At 66.7% G+C, this 24495-nt stretch carries 24 protein-coding genes; 10 read left to right on the top strand and 14 right to left on the bottom strand.

Annotated elements, in window-relative coordinates; genetic code table 11:
* Window positions 1–10: 10 nt before the first annotated feature.
* Genes murI through VLA96_07810 form a run of 4 tightly spaced genes read right to left on the bottom strand, consistent with a single transcriptional unit; the run spans window position 11 to window position 4095 of the window.
* Window positions 11–808: a glutamate racemase gene (gene murI / locus VLA96_07825; GenBank protein HSE49097.1), complete on the bottom strand. Its 798-nt coding sequence runs from the start codon at window positions 806–808 to the stop codon at window positions 11–13.
* A complete protein-coding gene (locus tag VLA96_07820) occupies window positions 805–1386 on the bottom strand; it encodes a GerMN domain-containing protein (GenBank protein HSE49096.1) in 582 nt (193 codons plus the stop codon). The genes murI and VLA96_07820 overlap by 4 nt, the downstream gene beginning before the upstream one ends.
* A complete protein-coding gene (locus VLA96_07815) occupies window positions 1386–2822 on the bottom strand; it encodes an N-acetylmuramoyl-L-alanine amidase (protein HSE49095.1) in 1437 nt (478 codons plus the stop codon). The genes VLA96_07820 and VLA96_07815 overlap by 1 nt, the downstream gene beginning before the upstream one ends.
* On the bottom strand, window positions 2809–4095 hold the full coding sequence (locus VLA96_07810; protein HSE49094.1) for a DUF1015 domain-containing protein: 1287 nt from the start codon (window positions 4093–4095) through the stop codon (window positions 2809–2811). The genes VLA96_07815 and VLA96_07810 overlap by 14 nt, the downstream gene beginning before the upstream one ends.
* 295 nt (window positions 4096–4390) lie before the next feature.
* On the opposite strand from VLA96_07810, the gene VLA96_07805 reads away from it, so the two are divergent.
* From VLA96_07805 to VLA96_07790, 4 genes are all read left to right on the top strand, one after another.
* Window positions 4391–5347, top strand: coding sequence for a VWA domain-containing protein (locus tag VLA96_07805; protein ID HSE49093.1), 957 nt, complete (start codon window positions 4391–4393; stop codon window positions 5345–5347).
* Window positions 5331–6437 carry a VWA domain-containing protein gene (locus tag VLA96_07800; GenBank protein ID HSE49092.1) on the top strand — a complete coding sequence of 369 codons (1107 nt, stop codon included), beginning with the start codon at window positions 5331–5333 and terminating at the stop codon, window positions 6435–6437. The genes VLA96_07805 and VLA96_07800 overlap by 17 nt, the downstream gene beginning before the upstream one ends.
* A gap of 110 nt (window positions 6438–6547) precedes the next feature.
* Entirely contained in the window at window positions 6548–7495 is a 948-nt protein-coding gene (gene cysK, locus VLA96_07795) for a cysteine synthase A (protein ID HSE49091.1), read from the top strand.
* Window positions 7495–8673, top strand: a complete 1179-nt coding sequence (locus tag VLA96_07790) for a PLP-dependent aspartate aminotransferase family protein (protein ID HSE49090.1) — start codon at window positions 7495–7497, stop codon at window positions 8671–8673. Before cysK ends, VLA96_07790 begins: the two co-directional genes overlap by 1 nt.
* Here the strand turns inward: VLA96_07790 and cutA are convergent, their stop codons facing one another.
* Window positions 8674–8991: a divalent-cation tolerance protein CutA gene (gene cutA / locus VLA96_07785; GenBank protein HSE49089.1), complete on the bottom strand. Its 318-nt coding sequence runs from the start codon at window positions 8989–8991 to the stop codon at window positions 8674–8676. It lies immediately after the preceding gene.
* A 98-nt stretch (window positions 8992–9089) separates the two neighbouring features.
* On the opposite strand from cutA, the gene VLA96_07780 reads away from it, so the two are divergent.
* The 3 genes from VLA96_07780 (at window position 9090) to VLA96_07770 (ending at window position 11470) form a co-directional block, all read left to right on the top strand.
* Window positions 9090–10499, top strand: coding sequence for a phosphoglucomutase/phosphomannomutase family protein (locus tag VLA96_07780; protein HSE49088.1), 1410 nt, complete (start codon window positions 9090–9092; stop codon window positions 10497–10499).
* Between the two features lie 74 nt (window positions 10500–10573).
* Complete coding sequence (locus VLA96_07775) at window positions 10574–10936, top strand: septum formation initiator family protein (protein ID HSE49087.1); 363 nt, start codon at window positions 10574–10576, stop codon at window positions 10934–10936.
* A gap of 138 nt (window positions 10937–11074) precedes the next feature.
* A complete protein-coding gene (locus VLA96_07770; GenBank protein ID HSE49086.1) occupies window positions 11075–11470 on the top strand; it encodes a hypothetical protein in 396 nt (131 codons plus the stop codon).
* An 87-nt stretch (window positions 11471–11557) separates the two neighbouring features.
* Here the strand turns inward: VLA96_07770 and VLA96_07765 are convergent, their stop codons facing one another.
* The 5 genes from VLA96_07765 to VLA96_07745 form a co-directional block, all read right to left on the bottom strand.
* Window positions 11558–12328, bottom strand: a complete 771-nt coding sequence (locus tag VLA96_07765) for a thiazole synthase (GenBank protein ID HSE49085.1) — start codon at window positions 12326–12328, stop codon at window positions 11558–11560.
* A 27-nt stretch (window positions 12329–12355) separates the two neighbouring features.
* Window positions 12356–13384, bottom strand: a complete 1029-nt coding sequence (locus VLA96_07760; GenBank protein ID HSE49084.1) for a hypothetical protein — start codon at window positions 13382–13384, stop codon at window positions 12356–12358.
* A 2-nt stretch (window positions 13385–13386) separates the two neighbouring features.
* Complete coding sequence (locus tag VLA96_07755) at window positions 13387–15057, bottom strand: ribonuclease J (GenBank protein HSE49083.1); 1671 nt, start codon at window positions 15055–15057, stop codon at window positions 13387–13389.
* A gap of 74 nt (window positions 15058–15131) precedes the next feature.
* The gene (locus VLA96_07750) at window positions 15132–16538 is read right to left on the bottom strand and encodes a cation:dicarboxylase symporter family transporter (GenBank protein ID HSE49082.1); all 1407 of its coding nucleotides are present in this window, start codon (window positions 16536–16538) and stop codon (window positions 15132–15134) included.
* Window positions 16535–17452, bottom strand: coding sequence for a 2,3,4,5-tetrahydropyridine-2,6-dicarboxylate N-succinyltransferase (locus VLA96_07745; protein HSE49081.1), 918 nt, complete (start codon window positions 17450–17452; stop codon window positions 16535–16537). The genes VLA96_07750 and VLA96_07745 overlap by 4 nt, the downstream gene beginning before the upstream one ends.
* Here VLA96_07745 and VLA96_07740 point away from each other — a divergent pair.
* Window positions 17451–18230 carry a PIG-L family deacetylase gene (locus tag VLA96_07740; protein HSE49080.1) on the top strand — a complete coding sequence of 260 codons (780 nt, stop codon included), beginning with the start codon at window positions 17451–17453 and terminating at the stop codon, window positions 18228–18230. The genes VLA96_07745 and VLA96_07740 overlap by 2 nt on opposite strands.
* Window positions 18231–18236: 6 nt before the next feature.
* Window positions 18237–19286 carry a glycosyltransferase gene (locus tag VLA96_07735; protein HSE49079.1) on the top strand — a complete coding sequence of 350 codons (1050 nt, stop codon included), beginning with the start codon at window positions 18237–18239 and terminating at the stop codon, window positions 19284–19286.
* On the opposite strand, the gene dapA is transcribed toward VLA96_07735, so the two are convergent.
* From dapA to asd, 4 genes are read right to left on the bottom strand one after another with little or no spacing between them, the layout of a single operon-like run.
* Window positions 19283–20185, bottom strand: coding sequence for a 4-hydroxy-tetrahydrodipicolinate synthase (dapA, locus tag VLA96_07730; GenBank protein HSE49078.1), 903 nt, complete (start codon window positions 20183–20185; stop codon window positions 19283–19285). The two genes, VLA96_07735 and dapA, sit on opposite strands and share 4 nt — an antisense overlap.
* A 9-nt stretch (window positions 20186–20194) precedes the next feature.
* The gene (locus VLA96_07725) at window positions 20195–20887 is read right to left on the bottom strand and encodes a dihydrodipicolinate reductase C-terminal domain-containing protein (GenBank protein HSE49077.1); all 693 of its coding nucleotides are present in this window, start codon (window positions 20885–20887) and stop codon (window positions 20195–20197) included.
* Window positions 20888–20908: 21 nt separating this feature from the next.
* The gene (gene lysC, locus VLA96_07720; GenBank protein HSE49076.1) at window positions 20909–22285 is read right to left on the bottom strand and encodes a lysine-sensitive aspartokinase 3; all 1377 of its coding nucleotides are present in this window, start codon (window positions 22283–22285) and stop codon (window positions 20909–20911) included.
* Window positions 22282–23337 carry an aspartate-semialdehyde dehydrogenase gene (gene asd, locus VLA96_07715; protein HSE49075.1) on the bottom strand — a complete coding sequence of 352 codons (1056 nt, stop codon included), beginning with the start codon at window positions 23335–23337 and terminating at the stop codon, window positions 22282–22284. Before asd ends, lysC begins: the two co-directional genes overlap by 4 nt.
* Window positions 23338–23475: 138 nt before the next feature.
* Here asd and galT point away from each other — a divergent pair, with 138 nt between their 5' ends.
* The gene (gene galT, locus VLA96_07710) at window positions 23476–24495 is read left to right on the top strand and encodes a galactose-1-phosphate uridylyltransferase (protein HSE49074.1); all 1020 of its coding nucleotides are present in this window, start codon (window positions 23476–23478) and stop codon (window positions 24493–24495) included.

Here is a 24495-nt window from a genome sequence, read left to right as displayed (position 1 = left end):
GCGCGGAGGCCTAGTGCTCCATCTCGACGTGCTCGACGTTCGCGATGGGCCGTCCCATGAAGCGCTCGCCCAGCCTGCGGAACTTCTCGACCGAATCGGTCGCAAAGAACTTGAGTTCCGAGCTGCGAGGTGCGAGTCGCGAGGAGCCGGACGATTCGAGCTGCTTCGCGACCACGGCCGCGGTGGCCTCGGCGGAGTCCACGATCTCCACCCGCCAGGGCGCGACGGCGCGCAGCATCCGCTTGATGAGCGGGTAGTGCGTGCATCCCAGCACCAGCAGGTCGGGCCCCTTCTCGTGATCCTGGAAGAACTCGTCGAGGTAGACGTGCGCCACACGCTGGGTGATGTCGTGCTCCGCCCAGCCTTCCTCGATCAGCGGGACGAACAGCGGGCACGCCTTCTCGTAGACGCGCATGCCGCGCTTCTCGAGCGCGTGCTTGTACGCATGGCTGCCGATGGTCGCCTCGGTGCCCACGACCAGCACGTTCTTCTTCCTCGTCGCCGCAACGGCGGCGTCCGCGCCCGGCTCGATCACGCCGACCACGGGGACTTTCACCGCGCTCTGGATGGCGTCGAGCGCGAGCGCGGTGGCGGTGTTGCACGCGATGACCAGCATCTCGGCGCCGTGCTGCTCCAGGTAATGCGCGGCGGAGACGGCATACTTCCGCACCGTCTCGACCGACTTCGAGCCATACGGCAGCCGCGCCGTGTCGCCGAAGTACAGGTAGTCTGCCTGCGGCACGAGGTTCACCATCGCACGCAGCACCGTGAGACCTCCGACGCCGGAGTCGAACACGCCGAGCTTCATTGCAGCCCCCGCACCAGTTCCTGGATCTGCTTGACGTCGTAGGTGGCCATGAGGTCGGCGTGACCGGCGAGCGTCTCGCGCTCCTTGCCGTCGACCAGGAAGCGGACGCGCTGCACGCCCGGCACGTTCTGCGCCAGCGTGGCCGCCATCGAGGTGAGCGTGAGCGTCTCGACGAACGCGCCGGAGCGGTGCGCATCCGCCAGCGCCGGGTTCAGGTCCACGATGGCGAGATCGTTGACCAGGAAGACCTCGCGCACGTCCGCGCCCTCCGCCAGCGGATGCGGCGAGGGCTTCTGCGTGTATTCCGCGATGAGCGCGCGCAGCACCTCGCGCGCCCGCTCGGTCTTCTCCGGCGGCACCGGCATCGACACCTTCACGCTGCGAAAGACCGCGTCGTCGTCGTAGGCGATGGTGAGCGTGACCACCTCTTCCGGACCGGCGGCGGGCGGCGCCACCGGCCGCGAGTCGGTGCGCTGCGCCTGCTGCTCCGCGGTCTTCTTGAGCTGCAGCACGTAGAAGCCGGTGAGGAACACCGCCACTAGCAGCACGCCGACCGTGATCATGACGTGGCGGGGCATCATTGCGGCGCCTCCAGCACCGCGCGCGCGTTGGCGATGCCGGCGGCGATGGCGGCGGCGATCGCGTCCTGCGCGCGCGCGTTGGTCACGCGGTCCGGATCGGAGGGCGGCACGGCCAGCTCCACGCCCAGCGACGCGGCCGCCACGTTGTTCATCGGCCGCACATTCGCCGGCATGAGCAGCACCGTGACCTTGCGCTTGCCCAGTTCCTCCACCGCGGCCTGCGCCACGATCCGGCTCGGGCGGATGTAGAACGCCTGCGCCGCCTCCCACGGATAGAACGCCGCCGGGCGGTTCTCCGCTTCCGGCTGCATCGAGGTGTACAGCCGCACGCCCGTTCCCGGCGTGCCGGCGTGCACCGTGACGAAGATGGTGGCGTGCATGCTGTTCGCCGCGGCGGCGCGCTGCTCGTTGGTGAGCGCGGAATCGCCGTCGCGCAGCAGGTGCGCGGCCACGCCGCGGTCGGCCAGCGCGGCTCGCAGGCGGCGCGCGAACGCCAGCGCCACCTCTTTCTCTTCCAAGCCGTCCTTCAGCTTCGCGCCGGGATCGGCGCCGCCATGCGCGGCGTCGATGACCACCAGGTAGCGCTGCCGGGGCTGGCCGGCGACCATCGGCGTGGGCGCATTGCCGGTCGGCAGCGGCGTCTCAGCGCCCGGCGGCTGTTCGCCGGCGGGGGCGCCCGCCTGCGGTCCCTGCGCGGAGACGGGCTGTGCGCCACCGGGCGCGGCGGTGATGGTGATGGTGCGTCCGCCGTCGGAAAAATTCGCCATCAGCGGCACGCGCGCGTGTACGTCGATCTCCGCCGCCCCGCCGCTCTCGCTGTAGCTGGCCGAGGGGATGCTGGGCTCGTCGAACTTGAAGTTCTCACTCGCGCTGGTGAGCGCGTCGCGCGTGAAGACCAGCCGCAGCCGCCCAGGCTCGGTCGCGATCGAAGGATTCACCGGGGCAGAGAAGTTCAGCACGAGCGCGGGCGTCTCGCCGTGGCGCAGCTCCGCAGTGAAGCGCACCGCCGCGCCGCCGACGATGAGGCGGCGCGAACTTTCGTGCAGCTCCGACGCCATGCCCGCAAGGCGGCTGAGCACCGCGGGCGCGCCGCGCAGCGGCACATAGACGCGGCCGTCTTCCACCAGCACTTTCGCGCCGAGATCCATCTCGCCCCGCCCGATCTTCGCCTTCGACTTGCCGGCGCGCAGCTCGGCCTCCACCTGGCCAACGCGCACGCGGATACGGCCGCCTTCGTGTTGGATCTCGGGATGGGCGAGGGGTTCCAGCAGCTCTTGCAGCCCGATGTAGGCGCGGCCCTCGCGCTCGAGCGTGGCGACGGCGTAGTTGCCTTGCGGCGAAAAGACGCTCAACCGCCGCTCGTCGGCGGACTCGAGCGCCGGACGCAGCAACAGCACCAGCGCGAATGCGATGAGGGGCTTACTCGAGCGCATAGATCGCTAACCCGCTCAGCAGCTTGGGGTAGAAGTCGGTGGATTTCTGCGGCATCACCTCGCCAGCGAACGCGACCTCGCGCATCTGCTCGATGGTCACGGGGTTCATCAGGAAGGCGACGTCGGCCTGGCGGCCGCGCACCCGCGCCATCGCCTCGCCCGCGTCCCGCAGGTAGGCGAGGTTGCGCTGCTCCCGGATGGCCTCCTCCGAAATGCCCAGGACCTTCTGCAGCAGGACGCGGTGCAGCACCACGACGTCGAGCTCGCGCTGGCGCGGGGACAGCCCGGAGAGCAACTCGCCGAGCGATTCCGGGCGCGCGGTGAACAGGAAGTTGCGCTCGCTGCAGAACGCGACGAAACGCATTCCGCGCTTGCCGGGAGCGAGCGCCTTGCTCGCGCCGGCAGCATCCAGTTCGGGCGGCAGCGGCTCGACTTCGAAGTAACGCATGGCGCCGCGCAGCAACTGCTCCGCGTCGAACATCGCCAGGCCGTGGACCACGCGATGCGTCGGCAGGATGACCAGGCCGGGCGAGTCCAGGTTGACGAAGGTCATCAGCACGCGCTCGTAGGGGGCGTCTGCGTCCGGCTTGGCGGCTGCCTCACGCCGCTCGTTGCGGTAGTTGAGCGCGGTCTCGTAGCGATGATGGCCGTCGGCGATGATGAGCTTCTTGTTGGCCATGAGCGACTGCGCGCGGGCGATGGCGTCGGCCTCCGAGTTGCACCAGAAACGGTGCAGCACGCCGTACTCGTCAGTCAGTTGCACCTGCGGCACGTCGCCGTTGCCGAACAGCAGCGCTTCCACCTCGTGCTGCGGGTCGCTGTAGAGGAAGAACAGTTGTTCGAAGTGCGCCTTGGTCGCGCGCAGCAGGTTCAGGCGGTCGGCCTTGGGCGCCGATAGCGTCTGCTCGTGGCGGTAGACCACGCGTTCTTCGTAGTCGTGCAGGCGCCCCAGGGCGAGGAAGCCGCGCCGCTCCATCGTCTTCCCGTCGGGCGCCGTGAACGTCTGCGAGTAGGGGTAGACCGAGGCCTCGGCGTCGCGCTTCAGGATGCGGTTGGCCCGCCAGTCAGTGAAGTGCTGGGCCGCCGCCCGGTACAAGTCGCCCTCGATGCGGGGGTTCCCCAGGACGATCCGCACCAGGTTATAGAGGCTGGCGGCGTAGTACCGCTCCTGCATCGCGGGCGTGATCTTGTCGTAGGGCTGGGTGACGACGTCGGCCACCCGGACGCGCTCGGGGTCGTAGCGCAGCGCGCGAAAGGGGAACAGGCTCGCCATCGGGGGCTTCGGCGGCGATTGTAGCAAAGGCATTCCTTATCGTCCCTGCGGATAACCTGGGTCTCTGCTGAATCATCCTAATGAGGGCAAGCACCCACGCCAGCGCGGCCCTGGGACGCGAGGTGCGCCGAACAGGGCGCGAAGCGGTGTGGTAACATTCGCTCTCTCGAGGCAAAACTGAAAGGCTCGCCGCGGCGAGCCCGGTTCCCCCATGCCGACCTCCGGTACGTTGCCGAGACTGGCCGCGCGTTGCCTTCGCGCACGCCCCCTTTGCGCCCCCCTGCTCGTCGTCGTTTTGCTGGCGACGGCGCTCGCCTGGGGCCAGGGGGAAGAGCAGAACGTGCACGTGCAGCCGCTGCCGAAAGCGGAGCCGAAGCCGCCCGAGATGGCGGCCGACCCCAGCCTCAAGACCCACACCAAGCCGATGAAGGTCGAGGTGGACCTGGTGCTGGTTCCGGTGACCATCACCGACCCGATGAACCGCCTGGTGACCGGGCTGGAGCGCGAGAACTTCCAGCTGTTCGAGGGCAAGGACAAGCAGGAGATCCGGCACTTTTCGAACGAGGATGCCCCCATCTCGCTGGGCGTGATCTTCGACCTCTCCGGCTCGATGAAGAACAAGATCGACAAGGCCAAGGAAGCGGTCATCGAGTTCTTCAAGACGGCGAACCCGCAGGACGAGTTCTTCCTTGTCACTTTCGCCGACCGGCCGGAGCAGTTGTCGGACTTCACGCGCTCGGTCGAAGACATCCAGGGCCGCCTGGTCTATGCGCTGCCCAAGGGCCGGACGTCGCTGCTCGACGCCATTTATCTCGCGATGAACAAGATGCAGGACGGCCATCACAACAAGAAAGCCCTCTTGATCATCTCCGACGGCGGCGACAACCGCAGCCGCTACACCGAGGGCGAGGTGAAGTCCGCGGTCAAGGAAGCCGACGTGCAGATCTACGCCATCGGCATCTTCGACGCCTACGCGGCCACCGACGAGGAAAGGCGCGGCCCACTCCTGCTGAGCGAGATCACCGAGATCACCGGCGGACGCACCTTCACCGTCGACAACCCCAACGAGCTCACCGATGTGGCGACCAAGATCGGCATCGAGCTGCGCAACCAATATGTCATCGGATACCGTCCAAAGAATCCGACCAAGGACGGCAAGTGGCGGAAGATCAAGGTCAAGCTCAATCCGCCGAAAGGACTCCCGCCACTGCATGTGTATTCAAAGACGGGCTACTATGCACCTTCGGAATAACTTCCTCCTCACACTGTTCCTCCTCGGCCTCATCCTGCTCCCGGCGTACTCCGTGCGCGCGCAGCAGGACCGCGTGACGCCGGAGGAGCTGGAAACGCTGCCGCGCGCCACCACGTCGGTGGTCTCGGCGCCGACACCGGCGACCAACGTTCCCGGCGGCACGACCTATCCCAATGCGCAGCCCGCGCCGCCGTCCACGACAACCGGGGCCGGCCAGGAGCTCGAGCGCCGGGGCGAGCAGTACGTCTTCAAGAAGGATGTGCAGGAAGTCCAGCTCTACGCGACCGTCTACGACTCGCGCCAGCGCATGGTCACCAACCTGGCGAGGAACGACTTCGTCGTCTACGAGGACAACCAGCCGCAGCAGATCACCAGCTTCCGGCGCATGGACGTGCCCGTCTCGCTAGGCATCATCGTCGACAACTCCGGCTCGATGCGCGACAAGCGCTCGGCCGTGAATGAGGCCGCGCTCAACCTCGTCCGCGCCTCGAACCCCGCCGACGAGGTGTTCATCGTCAACTTCAGCGACGAGTACTGGCTCGACCAGGACTTCACCTCGAACATCGGCCTGATGAAGGAAGCGTTGGAGAAGATCGATTCGCGCGGCGGCACCGCGCTCTACGACGCGGTCATCGCCTCCGCCGACCACCTGGCGAAGAACGGCACCAAGGACAAGAAGGTGCTGGTCGTCGTCACCGACGGCGAGGACAACTCCAGCCGCGAGTCGCTCGAGCGCGCCGTCCGCACGCTCCAGGATGAGAACGGCCCGGTGGTCTACACCATCGGCATCCTGGGCGACGACCGCGAAGCGCGCCGCGCCAAGCGCGCGCTCACGCAGCTCGCTCTCGAGACCGGCGGCGTCTACTTCTTCCCCAAGGACGCGCGCGAGGTCGACGAGATCAGCCGCGCCGTCGCGCACGACATCCGCAACCAGTACATCATCGGCTACAAGCCCACCAACCCGATGGCACGCGGCGGCTACCGCACCGTGAAGGTGGAAGCGCGCGCCTCGGGCTACGGCAAGCTCCAGGTCCGGACGCGCAGCGGCTACTACGCCGAGCAGCAGCGCGCCGCCAAACAAGAGCAATAAGCAGTCCAGCTTCGCCAGCGACGCGGTCCGCCGCGTCGCTTTTGTCTTGCCTCATTTGACCTGCGCCGCGCGCGGCCTTTACCCTTGTCAGTCAACCGCGAAGGACAAGGATGAAAACCACCGAAGCGGCCCATCACCTGCGCGTCGCCGAGAACATCACGGAACTGGTCGGCGCGACCCCATTACTCCATCTAAGGCGGCTCGTTCCCCAGGGCGCAGCCGACGTCTTCGCCAAGCTCGAGTACATGAACCCCGGGGGCAGCGTAAAAGACCGCGCCGCCATCGGGATGATCGAGCGCGCCGAGCGCGAAGGAAAACTCAAGCCGGGCGGCACCATCGTGGAAGCCACGGCCGGCAACACCGGCATCGGGCTGGCGCTCATCGGCGTCAACAAGGGCTACAACGTCGTCTTCTTCGTCCCCGAGCGGTTTTCGGTGGAGAAGGTGAAGATCATGGAGGCACTCGGCGCCCGGGTGATGCGCACACCCGACGCCGAGGGGATGCAGGGCGCCATCCGCCGCGCGAAAGAGCACGCCGCCCAGAACAACGCCTTCGTCGCCCTCCAGTTCGAAAACCCCGCCAATCCCGACTTCCATCATGACACCACCGCCGCCGAGCTCTTCGAGCAGATGGAAGGCCGCATCGACGCCGCCGTCATCGGCGTGGGCACCGGCGGCACGTTCACCGGCATCGCGCGCTACCTCAAGGAGCGGCTCCCCGGCGTGCGCTGCTTCGCGGTGGAGACGCAGGGCTCGGTGCTGGGCGGCGGGCCACCCGGCGACCACAAGGTCGAAGGCATCGGCGCCAGCTTCATGCCCAAGACCTTCGACCCCAAGCTGGCCGACGAGATCATCATGGTCAGGGACCCGGAAGCGTTCCAGATGGTGAAGGACCTGGCGCGGCAGGAAGGCGTGCTCGGCGGCTCGAGCGCCGGCGCCGTGGTGTACGCGGCCATCCAGGTGGCAAAGCGACTCGGTGCAGGGAAGCGCGTCGTGACCGTCATCCCCGACCTCGCCGAGCGCTACATGTCGAAAAAGATCTTCGAAGGTGGGATCTGATGTTTGGAAGCAAGAAGCAGGAAAAGAGCAACGTTCGCGGTTTCGCGACCAAGTGCATCCACAGCGGGCAGGAAGCCGACCCGGCGACCGGCGCGGTCTCGGTTCCGATCTACGCCACCTCCACCTACGTGCAAGACGAGCTCGGCAAGCCGCGCCAGGGCTACGAATACGCGCGCCTCACCAATCCCACGCGCGATCGCCTGCAGGAGAACCTGGCCGCGCTCGAGGGCGGAAGCTCGGCGCACGTCTTCGCCTCCGGCATGGCGGCCATCACCGCGCTCTGCACCATGCTCAAGGCCGGCGACCACGTCGTCTGCTCGCACAACGTGTACGGCGGCGTGCCGCGCCTGTTCAACCAGATCCTCAGCAACTTCGGCCTGGAGTTCAGCTACGTCGACACCTCCGACGTCGGCCAGGTCGAGCGCGCGCTCAAGCGCCGCACCAAGTTCATCTACGTGGAGACGCCGACCAACCCGCTGATGACGGTGAGCGACATCGCCGCCATCAGTCGGCTCTGCCACAAGCGCGACGTCGAGGTCATCGTCGACAACACTTTTATGTCGCCGTACTTCCAGTCGCCCATCGCGCTCGGCGCCGACATGGTGGTGCACTCGACCACGAAATTCCTGAACGGGCACTCCGACGGACTGGGCGGCGCCGTCATCGGCACCAAGCCCGAGCACGCCGAGCGGTTTGCCTTCGTACAGAAGTCGTCGGGCGCCATCATGTCGCCCTTCGAGTGCTGGCTGGTGCTGCGCGGCGTCAAGACGCTGGCCGTCCGCATGCAGCAGCACGACCGCAACGGCCGCGCCGTCGCTGCCTTCCTCGAGGCGCACCCGAAAGTCGAGAAGGTGTTCTATCCCGGGCTGAAGTCGCATCCGCAGCACGAGCTCTCGAAGAGGCAGATGACCGGCTTCGGCTCGATGATCACCTTCGAGACCGGGTCGCTCAAGAACGCGAAGAAGATGCTGGCGAAGGTGCGCGTGTGCTCGCTCGGCGAGTCGCTCGGCGGGGTCGAGACGCTCATTTCACATCCCGCGACCATGACGCACGCCGCGCTCGGGGAGAAGGGCCGCAAGGCCATCGGGATCACCGACGGCATGGTGCGGATCTCCGTCGGCATCGAAGACGTCGACGACATCATGGCCGACCTCGACGACGCGCTGAAGGCGGTCTAGCTACTTCACGTTCTCCGCCAGCCACTTCAGGTAGGCGTCGCTGCCGGCGGTGATCGTCAGCTCCACGCACTCCGGAAGTTCGTACGAGTGCAGCTCCTGGATGGCCGCGGCGACCGCCGCGAACTGCGCCGCGGTGCTCTTGATGAGCAGCAGGAACTCGTCGGCGCGCTCCACCGCGCCCTGCCAGCGATACACCGAGCGCATCGGGCCGACCACGTTCACGCACGCCGCCAAGCGCCGCTCCACCAGTGCCTCCGCGAGCCGCTCGGCCTCTTCCCGCGAGCCCGCCGTCGCAAGGGTGATGCGTTTGTCCGTCATCGCTCACCTCTATACACAAACTCTCCGCGGTTTTAGCATCTAAGGTTCTCTCGCGCATTCTATCCGCGTCATCCGCGTTCATCCGCGGCGGAGGCATTATGCCGGTGCAGATCAAGTTCGGGACCTCGGGCTGGCGCGCGGTCATGGCGGAAGAGTTCACCTTCGCCAACGTCCGCCGGGCGGTCGAAGGCGTCGCGCGTTACGTCGTCTCGCAGAAGCGCGAGGGCGCGCGCGTCATCGTCGGCCGCGACCCGCGCTTCCTGGGCGAAGTCTTCGTTGAGCAGGCCGCGAAGATCCTGACGGCGCACGGCATCACGCCGCTGCTCATCTCCGAGCCCGCGCCCACCCCCGCCATCGCCTACGAGGTCGGCCGCGCGAAGGCCGACGGCGCCATCAACTTCACCGCCTCGCACAATCCCGCGGAGTACAACGGCATCAAGTTCTCCACGCCCGACGGCGCGCCCGCTCTGCCTGAAGTGACGAAGCAGATCGAGGCCGAGGTCGCCGCCTTCGACGCCGGCGCCATCAGCGGCAACATCGGCGAGTCGCTCACCCCGCAGCCCATCGAGGTGAAGTCGCACTACCTCGCGCGCATCAAGGACATCGTGGATCTCGGCGCTATCAAGAAGGCGGGGTTGAAGGTCGCCTTCGATCCGCTCTGGGGCGCAGGCCGCGGCTACACCGATACGCTGCTGCGCGAGGCCGGCATCGAATGCGCCACCGTCCACGACTACCGCGACGTGCTGTTCGGCGGCCACGCGCCCGAGCCTGACGGCGAGCTGCTCAACGACCTGCGCGCCGCGATGAAGAGATCGGGCGCGCGCCTCGGCGTGGCCACCGACGGCGACGCCGACCGCTTCGGCATCGTGGACGACGACGGCAGCTTCGTCCAGCCGAACTACGTCATCGCGCTCCTGTTCGACTATCTCGTCGAAACGCGCGGCTGGAAGAACGGCGTGGCCAAGTCCGTCGTCACCACCGACATGGTCACCGCGCTCGCGCGGAAGCTCGCGATCGAACTGCACGAGATGCCCGTCGGCTTCAAGTACATCGGCGAGCTCATCAAGCAGGACAAGATCGCCATCGGCGGGGAAGAAAGCGCCGGGCTCTCCATCCGCCACCACGTCCCGGAGAAAGACGGCGTGCTTGCGGGCCTGCTGTGTTGCGAGATGGTCGCGCGCCGTGGCAGGTCGATGAAGGAGCTATTACGGCGATTATTTGACCAAGTTGGTTCCTTTTACCCCGAACGGCAGAACTTCCGATTGACGCCCGAGGTGAAAGCGACGTTTACTGAGAAGCTAAGGCAGGAGCCGCGCGAGTTCGCGGGCCGGAAAGTGGCGAGCATCGTCCGCACCGACGGGATGAAGCTCGTGCTCGATGACGGCTCGTGGGTCTGCTACCGGCTCTCCGGCACCGAACCGGTCGTGCGGGCGTACACCGAAGCACGCACCGAGGCGGATAAGCCGAAGCTGGCAGCCGCGGCCAAGGAATGGGTCTTCCACGGGTGAGCGCGGAGCGAGCGCCGGAATCGCGCGAGCAAAGCGCGAGGGCGAAGCAGCCTGCTGCGGAGCCCTGGAGAGAAATGATCGAGAAGCTTCACCAGACCGTCGACCGCATCGTGCGCGCGCGCCGCAAGGTCGCGACCGCGGCGGTCATCCTGCTGGCCGTGCAGGTCGCCTGGCACGTCGTCTTCGGCGCCAACGGCTTCGTCGTCTACCAGCAGAAGCGCAACGAGCACAAGAGATTGCAGGCTGAGACCGAGCAGATCCAGCTCGAGAACGAGCGCCTGGAGAAGCATATCCAGTCGTTGAAGTCTGACCCGAAAACCATTGAAAAAGAAGCGCGTGAACAGCTGCGCTACGCGCGCCCGGGCGAGGTCGTCTACACCGTCCCCGCGCCGCCTCCGCCGCAGCCCCCCGCCAGCGCCAGCGCGAAAAAGCAGTAACCGATCGCGATTTTCCCAATCCAATAGGTTGCAAGCGTCCGTACGTCGGTTGTAACGTCTTCAGGCCACTTTGATCGGGGATCCACGGCGGCCCAACCGCCGAATTCTGCGGCAGCCGCCGCATTCGGGAGATTCAACATGAAACGGTTTCTGCTAGTTCTGTTGGTTTTCACGCTCGTCATCGGTGTGGCCGCTTGGGCCGGCACCGGCAAGGACAAGAAGGACAAACCAGCCACCTCCGCGAAGGCTTCGGCCAACGAGACGACCGTCACCGGCTTCATCGTCGACGAGAAGTGTGGCGCGCAGGGCGCCAGCGCCGAGAAGGCCGCCTGCGCTAAGAAGTGCATCGAGGGCGGCCAGAAGGCCGTGCTCGTCAACGACGCTGACAGCTCCGTCTGGATGATCGAGAACCAGGACTCCATCAAGGGTCACGAAGGCCATCACGTGACCGTCACCGGTCACACCGATGCGGACAAGAAGTCCATCCACATCGCCAGCCTGAAGATGGCGCCGGAAACACCGAAAGCCCAGTAGGCAGGGCGAGCGAGACGTAAAGGGCGGCCGCAACGGCCGCCCTTTTCTTTTGACCATGTGGAGGCGGGCGAGTCGCCCGCCATCGTTCTAGCGGACCACTCCCTCCAGGGGCGAGCTCGCTGTCGCATACAGCTTCTTCGGCATCCTTCCGGCCAGATACGCCGCGCGGCCGGCGATGACCGCGTGCCGCATCGCGTCCGCCATCAGGATGGGGTCTTCGGCTGCCGCAATGCCGGTGTTCATCAGCACCGCGTCGGCGCCCAGCTCCATGGCGAGCGCGGCGTCACTCGCCGTGCCTACACCCGCGTCCACGATGAGCGGCACGCCGGTGATCAGCTCGCGCAGGATGCGGATGTTGGCCTGGTTCTGGATGCCCATGCCGCTGCCGATGGGCGCGCCCAGCGGCATGATGGCCGCCGCGCCCGCGTCGAGCAGCCGCTTTGCCACCACGATGTCGTCGCTGGTGTAAGGCAGCACGGTGAAGCCTTCCTTCACCAGCACGCGCGTGGCTTCCACCGTCGCCTGCACATCGGGATACAGTGTGGCCTGGTCGCCGATGACCTCGATCTTTACCCAGTCGGAGAGCCCGACCTCGCGGCCGAGCCGCGCCGTGCGGATGGCTTCCTCGGCGGTGTAGCAGCCCGCCGTGTTCGGCAGCAGGAAATACTTCTTCGGGTCGATGAAGTCGAGCAGGGATTCCTTCGAGCGGTCGAGGTTCACGCGGCGAACGGCGACCGTCACCATCTCCGCGCCCGAGGCCTCGATGGCGCGCGCGGTCTCCTGCCCGCTCTTGTACTTGCCGGTTCCAACGATCAGGCGCGAGCGGAACTCGCGCCCTGCGATGATTAGGGGATCCATAGCTTTATTGTAGCGGCTGGCGCCCAGCTATTCTTGCTGCTTGTTGTCGCTCCCAACCCCGGAGCCGACCCAACGAGGGCCATCGCATCCTTGGGTTAGATACTCCGAAAGTCGTGTGTCAACATCTTGCGGAGTATCTCCGAGGTAGATCACGTCATCGACAACTGGGCGACCGCTTTCTCGCACAACGATTGCCGCGACGCGCCAAGACCATGGGCTTTCGCCCGGCTCCTGGTGAGTGAGCCTTACGTACACACGAACGGAGCCATCTTCTGCAGACTGCACTCTCTCGATCACGAAGGCCTGTGGCTCGCCCCGCAAGTCATCACCCGTGAAGAGCCCACCCTCAATTCCGGGTGGTTTCGCCGTGGGATCAGGGTTCTGCCGATCCCAATCTTCTAAGCAGGTGTTCGCTAGGTTGATTCTGTGAAGGAGTGCCTTACTGAGATACGGTGCGAAAACCTTCAACTTGCCGCCCACTGAGATGCCAAGGGGGTGATGGGCTACCACTTCTGCATAGAGGCTCTGCACGAGCGGTTTTGGCCTGTTGGGTATCCTTGGGACAGCCGAAACATACGAGTCGCACTGAACGGAAGGCATCTCCCGGTGAAGATTGCTCAGCCGCAGCATGAACGCCGGTTCCTTGCGGATGCGACGAATCGCCGCCAACATATGCTGCTGAGTCCAGATCCCCCACAGTGGATCCTCATTGGGAGCAAACTCTACCTTCTCTCCAGCAGCGACGAACCGTGCGTTGTTGTTGACCGTTAACGTATGCAAGCGCCCTTCTCGGCCAACGCTCACTCCGAAAACGAAGCCTCTGTCGCGAGTGCCATGGTCATAGACAACGACGTACAGGTATTCCTCCCCCGGATAGCTCTTCCGATCGAGGAACACTCCAGCGCTGACGGTCTTGGGAGATTTCTCATTCAAGCGAAGCCAGTTGGCTTCCTGGGTTGCGAGGCAGTGTCCGGCCTCACGCAGCAGTCTTGGGGCCTGCTGTGCATATGTGGCAGCGCTGAGACAGAAGAGAAGAGCGAAGACGCGCGCCGACATCGCTACACCTCTAAGATCACCGGCATGATGAGCGGGCGGCGCTGCGTCTGCTTCACGATGTAGCGCTTCAGGTCGGCGCGGATCTTCTCCTTGATCACGCCGTAATCGCCCTTTTCTTCCACGCTGGACTGGTCGAGCGTCTGCATCACCACGCTGCGCGCCTCCTGCATGAAGCCGTTCTCGCCCGTGCCGACGGCGAAGCCGCGCGTCACGATCTCCGGCGCCGACTCCACCCGGCCGGTGAGCTTGTTGATGGCGATGATGGGGAGCACGATGCCGTCTTCCGAGAGGTGGCGGCGGTCCTTGATGATCAGGTCTTCGACCACGTCGGTGCGCGAGCCGGAATCGATGCAGATGCGCCCAACAGTGACCTTGCCGGCCTTGCGCGCGCCCAGTTCGTCAAACTCGAGCACGTCGCCGCTCTCGATGTGCAGAACGCTGCCGACGGCGCCGTGCATCGCCGCAGCCATCTCGCCGTGGCGGCGCAGTTGCCGGTACTCCCCGTGGATGGGGATGAAGTAGCGCGGCTTCACCAGGTTGATGATGAGCTTCAGTTCTTCCTGGCTGGCGTGCCCGGAGACGTGCACCGGCGGCGACGAGCCGTCTTCGTAGATGACGTGCGCCTCGCGGCGGAAGAGGTGGTCGATCATCCGGTAGATGGCCTTCTCGTTCCCCGGGATGATGCGCGAGCTGAGCACGACGGTGTCGTCGCGCTCGATCTTGGCGTGCTTGTGCTGCTCGACCGCCGCGCGCGAGAGCGCCGACATCGGCTCGCCCTGCGTCCCGCTGATCATCACGCACACCCGCTCCGGCGGGAAGTCCTTGATCTGCCCGGCGTGGATGAGCAGGCCGTCAGGGATGTCGATGTACCCAAGGTCCTGCGCGATCTCGGTGGACTCGGTCATCGAGCGCCCCACCAGCGCCACCTTGCGGTTGTATTCGAACGCCAGGTCGAGCGCCAGCTTGATGCGGTGGATGGACGACGAGAAACACGAGATGAACAGCCGCTTCTTGGTGGCGCGGAAAACGTCGTCGAACTTCCGCCGCACCGCGCGCTCGCTCGGCGTGTAGCCCGGCCGCTCGACGTTGGTCGAGTCCTGGAACAGCGCCAGCACGCCTTCCTTGCCGTATTCCGCGAAGGTGTGCAGGTCGAAGAGGCGGTTGTCAGTCGGCGTGGGGTCGACCTTGAAGTCGCCGGTGTGGACGATCACGCCGATAGGCGTATGGATGGCGAGCGCGACGCAGTCCACCAGCGAGTGCGTGACCTGGATGGGGTTGATGGTGAACGTCCCGATGGTGAAGCGCTCGCCCGGCACGATCTCGTTGAGGTTGGCGTTGTCGAGCAGCCCGTGCTCTTCCAGCTTGTTCTCGACGTAGGCGAGCGTGAACTCCGTGCCCCAGACCGGCACGTTCAGTTCGCTCAGGATCCACGGCAGCCCGCCGATGTGGTCCTCGTGCCCGTGCGTGAGCACGATGGCCTTCACCCGGCTGCGGTTTTCCAGCAGGTAGGTGATGTCCGGAACGACGATGTCGACGCCCAGCAGCTCGCTCTCGGGGAACATCAGGCCGGCGTCGATGACGATGATGTCGTCGCCCCAGCGCACGGCCATGCAGTTCATGCCGAACTCGCCGAGTCCGCCGAGCGGGACGACTTGGAGCTTTCCAGGAGGCATCGCCAACAGACGATGCTAACACGCTGTGACTTGGGTAGGGCGGCCGCCCTCGGCCGCGGCCTTTGCCTTTGCCGCTACTTGATCGCGTCCGCGATCACCGGGTCGGTGCTTTCCTTGCCGAACTCGCCTTCCCAGCGCGCGATCACCACCGTCGCCAGGCAGTTGCCGATCACGTTGACCGACGTCCGCGCCATGTCCATCAGTTCGTCGATGCCGAGGATGATGAAGATGGGCCACTCCGGCAGGTTGAACGAGGCCGCCGTTCCCAGCAGGATGACGAGCGTCGCGCGCGGCACGCCCGCCACGCCCTTCGACGTCAGCATCAGCGTGAAGACCATGACGAGCTGCTGGCCCAGCGTGAGGTGGATGCCGGCCGCTTGTGCCACGAAGATGGACGCCAGGGACAGGTACAGCGTGGAGCCGTCGAGGTTGAAGCTGTAGCCCGTCGGCATGACGAACGCGACCATCTGCCGCGGTACGCCGATGGCCTCCATCGACTCCATCGCGCGCGGCAGCGCGGCCTCCGAGCTGGTGGTCGCGAACGCGATCGACACCGGCTCGGCGATGGCGTTGATGAACTTCCGCAGCGGCACGCGCGCCAGCAGCGCCACCGGAAGCAGCACGCCCAGCAGGAACACGATGAGCGCCACGTACAGCGTGGCCAGCAGCTTGAACAGGTTCACCAGGATGCCCAGCCCCATGTGCCCGACGGTGTACGCGATGGCCGCGCCCACGCCGATGGGCGCGAACAGCATCACCAGGTTGGTGAACTTGAACATCGTCTCCGACAGGCTCTCGCAGAAGTTCAGCATCGGCCGCCGCTTCTGCTCGCTCAGCAGCGCCAGCGCGATGGCGAAGATGATGCTGAACACCACCACCTGCAGCACGTGGCCTTCGGCGATGGATTTCGCCACGTTCTCCGGGAACGCGTGCAGGATGATGTCGGTCGCGCTCTGCTTGGGCGCCTGCGGAAGCTGCTCGTGCATCTCCGCCGGCGGGTTCACGCCCACACCCGCCTTGCTGATGTTGATGGCCGCCAGGCCGATGAACAGCGCGATGGTCGTGACGACCTCGAAGTAGATGAGCGCCTTCACCCCCATGCGGCCCACCTGCTTCAGGTTCGAGTGCCCGGCGATCCCGACCACCAGCGTGGCAAAGATCAGCGGCGCGATGATGGTCTTGATGAGCCGCAGGAAGATCAGGCTGAGGACGCGCAGGCTGGTCGCCACCTGCGGCCAATCGTGGCCGACCTCCGCGCCCACCACCATCGCCACCAGGATCCAGGTGGTCAGCGACTTGCGGAACCAGGCATATCCGACGAGGGCGAGTATCGCGGCCCAACGCGCGAACAGCAGCACGCTGTGCGGGATGGTCTCGGGCCGCAGCTCGTTGACGATGACCAGCACCGCGGCCAGGAAGAACAGGCCGATGGTGGGGAAGAGCGCCGGATTGCGCGGGCTGCTTGCTTTCTCAGGCGTCACCGCAGGATGTCCTCCAGCTCCACGCCGCGGTCTGTCTTCTCGTCGCGGTATTTCACGATGACCGGGGTGTAGAGCGAAAGTCCCCACTCCTTCGCTTTGCCCTTCGTCACGGCGCGCGCCCCGGGAACGACCACCGCTCCGGCCGGGACGATCAGCGGCTCCGAATCGGTCGCGCGGTAGATATCGCCCTTCACCGTGTCGAACACCGGCGTCGAGCGTGTGAGGATGACGCCGGCGCCGAGCACCGCGCGGGTTCCGACGCGCGTGCCCTCATAGACGCCGCAGTTGCCGCCCACCAGCACGTCGTCCTCGATGATGACCGGCGCGGCATTCACCGGCTCGAGCACGCCACCGACCTGCGCCGCGGCGCTCACGTGCACGCGCTTGCCGACCTGCGCGCAGCTTCCCACCAGCGCGTGCGAATCGATCATGCTGCCTTCGTCCACGTAGGCGCCCACGTTCACGTACATCGGCGGCATGCAGATCACCGATTTCGCCACGTACGCGCCGCTGCGGATAGCCGAGCCGCCCGGCACCACGCGCACGCCGTCGGCCACGTGCATCGCACGCGCGGGGAAGGTGTCTTTATCGACGAAGCTCAGCACCTTGGGGTCGCCCATCTCCGCCAGCTCGCCGATGCGGAAGCCGAGCAGGATGCCCTGCTTCACCCATGCGTTCACGCGCCAGCCGCCCGCGCCATCGGGTTCGGCCGCGCGGATCCTCCCGCGTCCCAGCTCCCGCCGGAAATCCTTGAAGACGCGGTGCGCTTCCGTGAGCGCATCGCCCGCGGGCAGGCCCGCGGCGAAGAAGTTCTCGATCTGTGGCTGCAGTTCGTGCACCGCGCCGCAGTATACAGGCCGCGTTTCGCGTCGACCAAGCTGCGCGTCCGCCGCCCGCCGCATCCAAGAAGCCATGCCCGATCCGCTCGCGCCGCTCCTCGGACGCACCCTGGTCCTCGCCGCGCATCCCGACGACGAAGCCGTCGGCTGCGGTGTCCTGTTGCAGCGGGTGACGGAGCCGCACGTCGCCTACCTCACCGATGGCGCGCCCCTCGACCGCTACTTCTGGAAGGACTACGGCTCGCGCGAGGAGTATGCCGCGCAGCGCCGCGGCGAGGCCGGGGCCGCGTGCGCGCTGGTGGGTGGCACGGCGCACTTCTGCGACGTCACCGACCAGCGGCTCTTCCGGGAACTCGAGCGCGCGCAAGCCTGGCTCGACCTGCTCGTCGCGCGCCTGCGGCCGCACGCTATCGTCGCGCCCGCATTCGAGGGTGGACATCCCGACCACGACGCCGTCAACCTACTTGCGTCCATCGCGGGCGCGCACACTGGCGCGGCAGCATGGGAGTATCCCTGCTACCACCGCTCCGTGGATGGCGCGCTCGTCCGCCAGGAATTCCGCACTGCGGCCGGCAACGAGGTCGTGCTCACGCCGGCGCCCGCCGAGTGGGACCGCAAGCTCCGCATGTATGGCGCCTACGCATCGCAGCGCGAGGTCCTGCAGCACTTCCTGGCGCAGGGCGAACGATTCCGTCCGCTCGCGGCCTACGACTACGCTGCGCCCCCGCACGCCGGCGTGCTGAACTACGAAGCCTGGCAGTGGGGCATCACTGGCAGCGAGGTCGCCGAGGCCTTTGCCGCTCACCGCCGGCGCTTCCGGACAACCACCGGCGCATCCAGCTACTCCCATTAGCGACCGATGGCCGGCATCCTGTACATCGCGTATCCGCTGCTGCCTGTCAGCGACCAGAGCTGCGGCGGCGCGGAGCAGGTGCTGCACACGCTCGAGGCCGAGATGTTCGCGCGCGGACACCGCACCACCGTCGCTGCCTGCGACGGCTCGCGCGTCACCGGCGAACTGCTTGCCATCGGCCCGCCTCCCGTTGCCGACGACCACCTCGCGGAGCGGCAGGAAGCGCTCCATCAGAAGGTCCTGGCGGCTCTCCGTTCGCGCTCCTTCGACCTCATCCACGACCACAGCGGCGCTCTCTGGCAGCATGCCCACGAAGCCAGCGTCCCGGTGCTAGCGACCTTGCATCTGCCGCGCCGGATGTATCCGCGCGAGCTCTTCGCGAACATCGCGCCCAACGTCTCGTTCAACTGCGTCTCCGCGTCGCAGGCGCGCGACTTCCGCGACCTGCCGAACCTCGCCGGCGTCGTCGAGAACGGCATCGCGCTCGAGCGCTTTCCGCTGACCGCGGAAAAGGGCGACTACCTGCTGTGGCTCGGCCGCGTCTGTGTCGAGAAGGGCGCGCACCTCGCCATCGAAGCCGCCGAGCGCGCGCAGCTTCCGCTGGTGCTTGCCGGTCAGGTGTATCCCTTCGCTTATCACCGCCGCTATTTCGCGGAGTGCGTGGAGCCGCACATCGCGCGGCACGACGTCCGCTGGGTGGAGCGGCCGGCGTTGGCGGAGAAGCTGGAGCTGCTGCGACGCGCGCGCGCCGTGCTGCTTCCCAGCCTCGTCGACGAGACCAGCTCGCTGGTCGCGCTCGAGGCGTGGGCGTGCGGCACGCCGGTCATCGCCTTCCGGCGAGGCGCGCTCGCGCAGCTCGTCCGGCCGGGCGTGAACGGCTTCCTGGTGGAGACGGCCGAGGAGATGGCGGGGGCCAGCCGCCGCGCCGGCGAGCTCGAGCCCGCCGCGTGCCGCGGCTCCGTAGAAGGGAAGTACACGGCGGAGCGCATGGCCGATGGCTACGCAGGCCTCCATGAACGGCTCGCCCGGCGGCCCCAGCTCAGCAGCGCCGCCTAGCTCGCGGCCTTGCGCGCGCCGATCAGGCCGGCTTCCATCGCGACCTGCTCCAGCTTCGCGCGCGTATCTTTCTTCATCGGGACCAGCGGCAGGCGATAGTTCTCCTGGATCCTCCCCATCATCGCCAGCACGGCTTTCACGGGCAGCGGGTTCGATTCGATGAAGTTCGCCTGCATCAGCGGCAGGAAGCGGCGGTGCAGCCGGCGCGCGTCGCTCCACTTGTTGGCGAGCGCGGCGCGGGTGATCGCGCCCATCTCCGCCGGGATCTCGTTCGACGCCACCGAGATCACGCCCACGCCGCCCAGCGCGATCACCGGAAGCGTGATGGCGTCGTCGCCGGAGAAGACCAGAAAGTTCTCCGGCACCGCGTTGAAGACGTCCGCGATCTGCGAGATGTTGCCGCTGGCTTCCTTCACCGCCACGATGTTCCTGATCTGCGCCAGCCGCGCCAGCGTCGCCGGCTCGATGTTCGCCGCCGTCCGCCCCGGCACGTTGTAGAGCACCAGCGGCTTGTCCACCGCCTCGGCGATGGCCTTGAAGTGCTGGTACTGGCCCTCCTGCGTCGGCTTGTTGTAGTAGGGCGACGCGGTCAGGATGGCGTCCACGCCCTTGATCTTTGCCACCGCCTTGGCCTTCTCCACCGCTTCCCGGGTCGCGTTCGAGGTGGCGCCGGCGACGATCGGCACACGCCCGGCAGCCTCTTCGATCGTCAGCTCGATGACGCGGCGGATCTCGTCGGCCGCCAGCGCGGGCGTTTCGCCCGTCGTCCCGCAGGGAACGAGGAAGTCGATGCCCGACTCCACCTGCCACTTCACCAGCGCGCGCAGCGCCGCTTCGTCGATGGAGCCGTCGGTCTTGAAGGGGGTTACGAGGGCGGTACCGCAGCCGCGAAGATTCATGCGACTAGTCTACTTTCCGGCTTGCTTAGTAAGCAGCACATCTTTGAACTCGAAGAAGCCCTGCTTGCCGCGCAGCCATTCGGCGGCGACCACCGCCCCCTCGGCGAAGCCGCGGCGCGACTTGGCGTCGTGCGTGAACATCATGGTGTCGTTGGGCGAGTCGAACAGCATCACGTGCGTGCCGACCACGTCGCCTTCCCGGATGCTGGTGATCTCCAGTTCCTTGCCGCTGATCTCCTGGATGATCTGCTGCATCCTTGCCGCCGTTCCCGAGGGCGCGTCTTTCTTCTGCGCGTGGTGGCGCTCCACGATGTGGGCGGCGTAGCCGTGCTTCAACGCGGCGGCGGCGGCGCGCGCGACCTCGAAGAACACGTTCACGCCGATGGAAAAATTCGGCGCGCAGAGCAGGGAACCATTCGACTCGCGCACCAGGTCGCGCACCATCGCCAGCTTGTCGTACCAGCCGGTCGTGCCCACGACCATCGGTTTCTTCGCCTGCATCGCGCCGATGATGTTGGGGATCACCGCCTGCGGCGTGGTGAAGTCGATGATCGCATCCACGTCGCGCAGGGCATCCGGGGTCAGCGCCGCGCCGCCCGGATTCTCCTCCGCGCCCATTACCCGGACCTCGTGGCCGCGCTCGCGCGCCACCGAGGCAACGAGCGCGCCGGTCTTCCCGCGGCCTAGGACAAGCAGTCTCATCGTTGGGATTCTACGCTCCACTCAGTCGAATACTGCCGGGTCGGCGTCCGCGAAGAACGTCTTGTGAAGACGCTGGACGACCTGCGGCACGTCGTCCTCTTCGATCACGAACGTGATGTTGATCTCGCTCGCGCCCTGGCTGATCATCCTCACGTTCACGTCGGAGATGGCGCTGAACACCTTGGCCGCCACCCCGCGGGTCCCGCGGATGTTCTCGCCCACCAGGCAGACGATGGCCTTGCGGCCCTCGTACTTCACCTCGGCCAGCTTGCCGAGGTCGGCGGCGATGGCGGGGATCGCTTCATTGGAATCCACCGTGAGCGAGACGCTGACCTCCGAGGTCGACACCACGTCGACGGCGCAGCGGTGGCGGTCGAAGACCTCGAAGATGGCCTTCAGGAAGCCGTGCGCGCCCAGCATGCGGGTCGCCACCACGTCCACGATGGTGATGCGCTTCTTCGCCGCGATGGCCTTGAACGGGTTCTTGCAGCCCGGCGCGCGCGCCACGATGCGCGTCCCTTCGTTCTTCGGGTTGCGGGAGTTCAGCACCAGCACCGGGATGTTCTTCTGGACGGCCGGCAGCAGCGTCGCCGGGTGCAGCACTTTCGCGCCGAAATAGGCCAGCTCCGCCGCCTCGTCGAAGCTGATGACCTTGATGCGACGGGCGTCGGGGCAAAGGTTGGGGTCGGTGGTCTTCATGCCGTCGACGTCGGTCCAGATCTCGATGCGGGCGGAGCCGATGCCGGCGCCGACGATGGCGGCGGAGAAATCCGAGCCGCCGCGGCCGATGGTCGTCGGCGCGCCGTCCTGGGTCGCGCCGATGAAGCCGCCCATCACCGGCACGCGGCCGCGCTCCAGCAGCGGGCGCACGTATTCGGCGAGCGCGTCGTTGATCTCGTCGAACAGCGGCGTGGCGCGCGTGTGCCGGTCGTCGGTCACGATGCACTGCCGCGCGTCGACCAGCGACGCGCTCAGGCCGCGCGCCGAGAAGGCCGCCGTCACCAATTTGCTGGAGAGGCGCTCGCCGAACGAGAGCACATTGTCGGTGGTCCGCGGCGTGAGCTCGCCGACCGCGGCGATGCCGCGCAGCAGCTCGTCGAGCGCGTCGAACTCGCCTTCCAGCTCGGAGTGGAATTGCGTGAAGACGCCGGTGCCGAGCAGCTCGCTGGCGGCGGTGTAGTGGCGCTCGCGCAGGCCGCGCGCGATGCCGAGCGCGGCCTCGCGGTCGCCGTTGCCGGCGGCGTTGGCGCACGCGACCAGCTGGTCGGTGACTTTGGCCATCGCGCTCACCACCACGACCGGCTGCTCCGCCAACCGCGATTGCACGATCGCGGCCGCGCGCGTGATGGCGGCGGCGTCCTCCACGGACGTCCCGCCGAATTTCATGACGAGGCTCAACCGATGTAGCCCTGCGCCTGGAGGAGTTCCGCGTTGAGCAGGGCCGCGCCCGCCGCGCCGCGGACGGTGTTGTGCGAGAGCAGCGTGAACTTCCAGTCGAGCAGCGGACACGGTCGCAGCCGGCCGATGCTGGCGCTCATGCCCGCGCCCCGCTCCACGTCGAGCCGCGGCTGCGGGCGGTCTGGCGCCGGGTCATAGAAGATGGGCTGGTCCGGCGCGCTCGGCAGGCGTTTCTCCTGCGCGACGCCGCGGAACGACGTCCACGCCTCGATGATCTCCTCGCGCGTCGCCGGCTTCTTGAGCTTCACCGAGACCGATTCGGTGTGGCCGTCTTCCACCGCAACGCGGTTGCACTGCGCGCTCACCACCATGTCGGCCAGCACCGCGCCCGCGCCGTTCATGCTGCCCAGCATCTTGCGCGGCTCGCTCTCCAGCTTGTCCTCTTCGTTCGCGATGAACGGGATCACGTTGCCGAGGATGTCGAGCGACGCCACCCCCGGATAGCCCGCGCCCGAGACCGCCTGCATCGTGACCACGAACACCTTCTCGACGCCGAATCTCTGCTGCAGCGGCGCCAGCGCCAGCACCAGCCCCATCGCCGAGCAGTTCGAATTCGTCACGATGAAGCCGCCGGACTTCTTGCGCCACGGCTGCTTGTCGATCAGCGTGAGGTGCGTCGGGTTGACCTCGGGAATGATGAGCGGAACATCCTGCTGCATCCGGAAGGCGCTGGAGTTCGAGACCACGGCGCAGCCGGCCTCGGCGAACCTGGGTTCCAGTTCCTGCGCGATCTTCGAGTCGAGGGCGGCAAAGATCACCTTCGGCGCGTCCTTCGGATCGGCCGGCGAGACGATCATGCTCGCGACCTTTTCCGGGATCGGCGTCTTCAGCCGCCAGTTCGCCGCCTTCGCGTAGGGAAGTCCGGCCGAGCGCTCCGAGGCCGCCACCCACGTGACCTCGAACCACGGATGCATCTCCAGCAGCTGGAGGAAGCGCTGCCCGACGATGCCGGTCGCGCCCAGGATGCCCACAGGCGTCTTGCTGTTCACCATTGTCCGTTCCGAGTGAAAAGCGATTTTACCATCCCGCTTCCGGGGCGATTTTTGGCCGCTGCTGGAGCGGGTTTTGATATGCTCCGCAGCGCACTGATCTGCCAGCCAAAGCCCCCATCGCTGGCCCGCGAGGCTGCCATGCCCGAGCTACGCCAGAACCGTGTCACGAAGGAGTGGGTCATCATCGCGACCGAGCGCGCCAAGCGCCCGGAGCAGCTCAGCGTGAAGCGCGACGTGAAGCCGCTCCCGGAATACAGCGAGAATTGCCCGTTCTGCGGTGGCAACGAGGCGCTCGCGCCCCCCGAGATCATGCACCTCGACCACGACGGCAAGTGGCAGATCCGCGTGGTCCCCAACAAGTTCTCCGCGCTCGCCCGCGAAGGCCAGCCGACGCGCCGGATCGAGCGCTCGCGCCGCACCATCAACGGCGTCGGCATCCATGACGTCATCGTCGAAGGCCGGCAGCACAACCTCACGACCGCGCTCCTGCCCGAGTCCCACGTCGCGAATATCTTCCGCGCCTACAAGCAGCGCTACGACGAGATCTCGCAGGACCCGCGCGTCCAGCAGATCATCATCTTCAAGAACCATGGCGGCACCGCCGGCGCCAGCCTCGAGCACCCGCACTCGCAGCTCATCGCCATCCCGGTCATCTCGCACCAGGTGCGAGAGCGTTTCGAGGAGGCGCTGCGCCACTACGACGAGTACGGCGAGTGCATCTTCTGCCAGCTCAACCACGAAGAGGTGCAGGAGGGTACGCGCATCGTCCTGGAGAGCGAGCACTTCATCGCCGGCGAGCAGTTCGCCTCGCCCACCCCTTTCGTCACGCACGTCTATCCCAAGCGCCACATGGCGAGCTTCGGGGACATCAACGAGGAGGAGCTGGTGGACCTGGCGCGGGTCATGAAGACGATCCTGGGCAAGCTCTACTACGGCCTCGAGAATCCCGACTTCAACTACGCCATCCGCACCGCGCCCGCTGAGAGCCGCGGCGTGAAGTACTACCACTGGTACATCAGCATCATCCCGCGGCTCACCAAGGTCGCCGGCTTCGAGCTCGGCTCCGGGATGTTCATCAACGTGGTGTTGCCGGAAGCCGCGGCCGAGTTCCTGCGTAACGTCAAGATCCCGGAGCAGGCGGCGGGGGCGGCGAAGTAG

This window comes from Terriglobales bacterium (assembly GCA_035457425.1).
In the GTDB taxonomy this organism is placed as follows: Bacteria; Acidobacteriota; Terriglobia; order Terriglobales; family Acidobacteriaceae; genus JACPNR01.
This window is presented reverse-complemented; position numbering and strand designations above follow the sequence as displayed.

Excerpts from the sequence above, each read along its gene's own strand:
- VLA96_07815 (HSE49095.1), bottom strand. The coding sequence starts at position 2,822 with ATGCGCTCGAGTAAGCCCCTCATCGCATTCGCGCTGGTGCTGTTGCTG.
- VLA96_07820 (HSE49096.1), bottom strand. The coding sequence starts at position 1,386 with ATGCCCCGCCACGTCATGATCACGGTCGGCGTGCTGCTAGTGGCGGTG.
- VLA96_07790 (HSE49090.1), top strand. The coding sequence starts at position 7,495 with ATGTTTGGAAGCAAGAAGCAGGAAAAGAGCAACGTTCGCGGTTTCGCG.
- cysK (HSE49091.1), top strand. The coding sequence starts at position 6,548 with ATGAAAACCACCGAAGCGGCCCATCACCTGCGCGTCGCCGAGAACATC.
- VLA96_07770 (HSE49086.1), top strand. The coding sequence starts at position 11,075 with ATGAAACGGTTTCTGCTAGTTCTGTTGGTTTTCACGCTCGTCATCGGT.
- galT (HSE49074.1), top strand. The coding sequence starts at position 23,476 with ATGCCCGAGCTACGCCAGAACCGTGTCACGAAGGAGTGGGTCATCATC.
- VLA96_07745 (HSE49081.1), bottom strand. The coding sequence starts at position 17,452 with ATGGCTTCTTGGATGCGGCGGGCGGCGGACGCGCAGCTTGGTCGACGC.
- VLA96_07775 (HSE49087.1), top strand. The coding sequence starts at position 10,574 with ATGATCGAGAAGCTTCACCAGACCGTCGACCGCATCGTGCGCGCGCGC.
- VLA96_07760 (HSE49084.1), bottom strand. The coding sequence starts at position 13,384 with ATGTCGGCGCGCGTCTTCGCTCTTCTCTTCTGTCTCAGCGCTGCCACA.
- murI (HSE49097.1), bottom strand. The coding sequence starts at position 808 with ATGAAGCTCGGCGTGTTCGACTCCGGCGTCGGAGGTCTCACGGTGCTG.
- cutA (HSE49089.1), bottom strand. The coding sequence starts at position 8,991 with ATGACGGACAAACGCATCACCCTTGCGACGGCGGGCTCGCGGGAAGAG.
- VLA96_07735 (HSE49079.1), top strand. The coding sequence starts at position 18,237 with ATGGCCGGCATCCTGTACATCGCGTATCCGCTGCTGCCTGTCAGCGAC.
- VLA96_07765 (HSE49085.1), bottom strand. The coding sequence starts at position 12,328 with ATGGATCCCCTAATCATCGCAGGGCGCGAGTTCCGCTCGCGCCTGATC.
- asd (HSE49075.1), bottom strand. The coding sequence starts at position 23,337 with ATGGTGAACAGCAAGACGCCTGTGGGCATCCTGGGCGCGACCGGCATC.
- VLA96_07740 (HSE49080.1), top strand. The coding sequence starts at position 17,451 with ATGCCCGATCCGCTCGCGCCGCTCCTCGGACGCACCCTGGTCCTCGCC.
- VLA96_07725 (HSE49077.1), bottom strand. The coding sequence starts at position 20,887 with ATGAGACTGCTTGTCCTAGGCCGCGGGAAGACCGGCGCGCTCGTTGCC.
- dapA (HSE49078.1), bottom strand. The coding sequence starts at position 20,185 with ATGAATCTTCGCGGCTGCGGTACCGCCCTCGTAACCCCCTTCAAGACC.
- VLA96_07780 (HSE49088.1), top strand. The coding sequence starts at position 9,090 with ATGCCGGTGCAGATCAAGTTCGGGACCTCGGGCTGGCGCGCGGTCATG.
- VLA96_07800 (HSE49092.1), top strand. The coding sequence starts at position 5,331 with ATGCACCTTCGGAATAACTTCCTCCTCACACTGTTCCTCCTCGGCCTC.
- VLA96_07810 (HSE49094.1), bottom strand. The coding sequence starts at position 4,095 with ATGGCGAGCCTGTTCCCCTTTCGCGCGCTGCGCTACGACCCCGAGCGC.
- VLA96_07755 (HSE49083.1), bottom strand. The coding sequence starts at position 15,057 with ATGCCTCCTGGAAAGCTCCAAGTCGTCCCGCTCGGCGGACTCGGCGAG.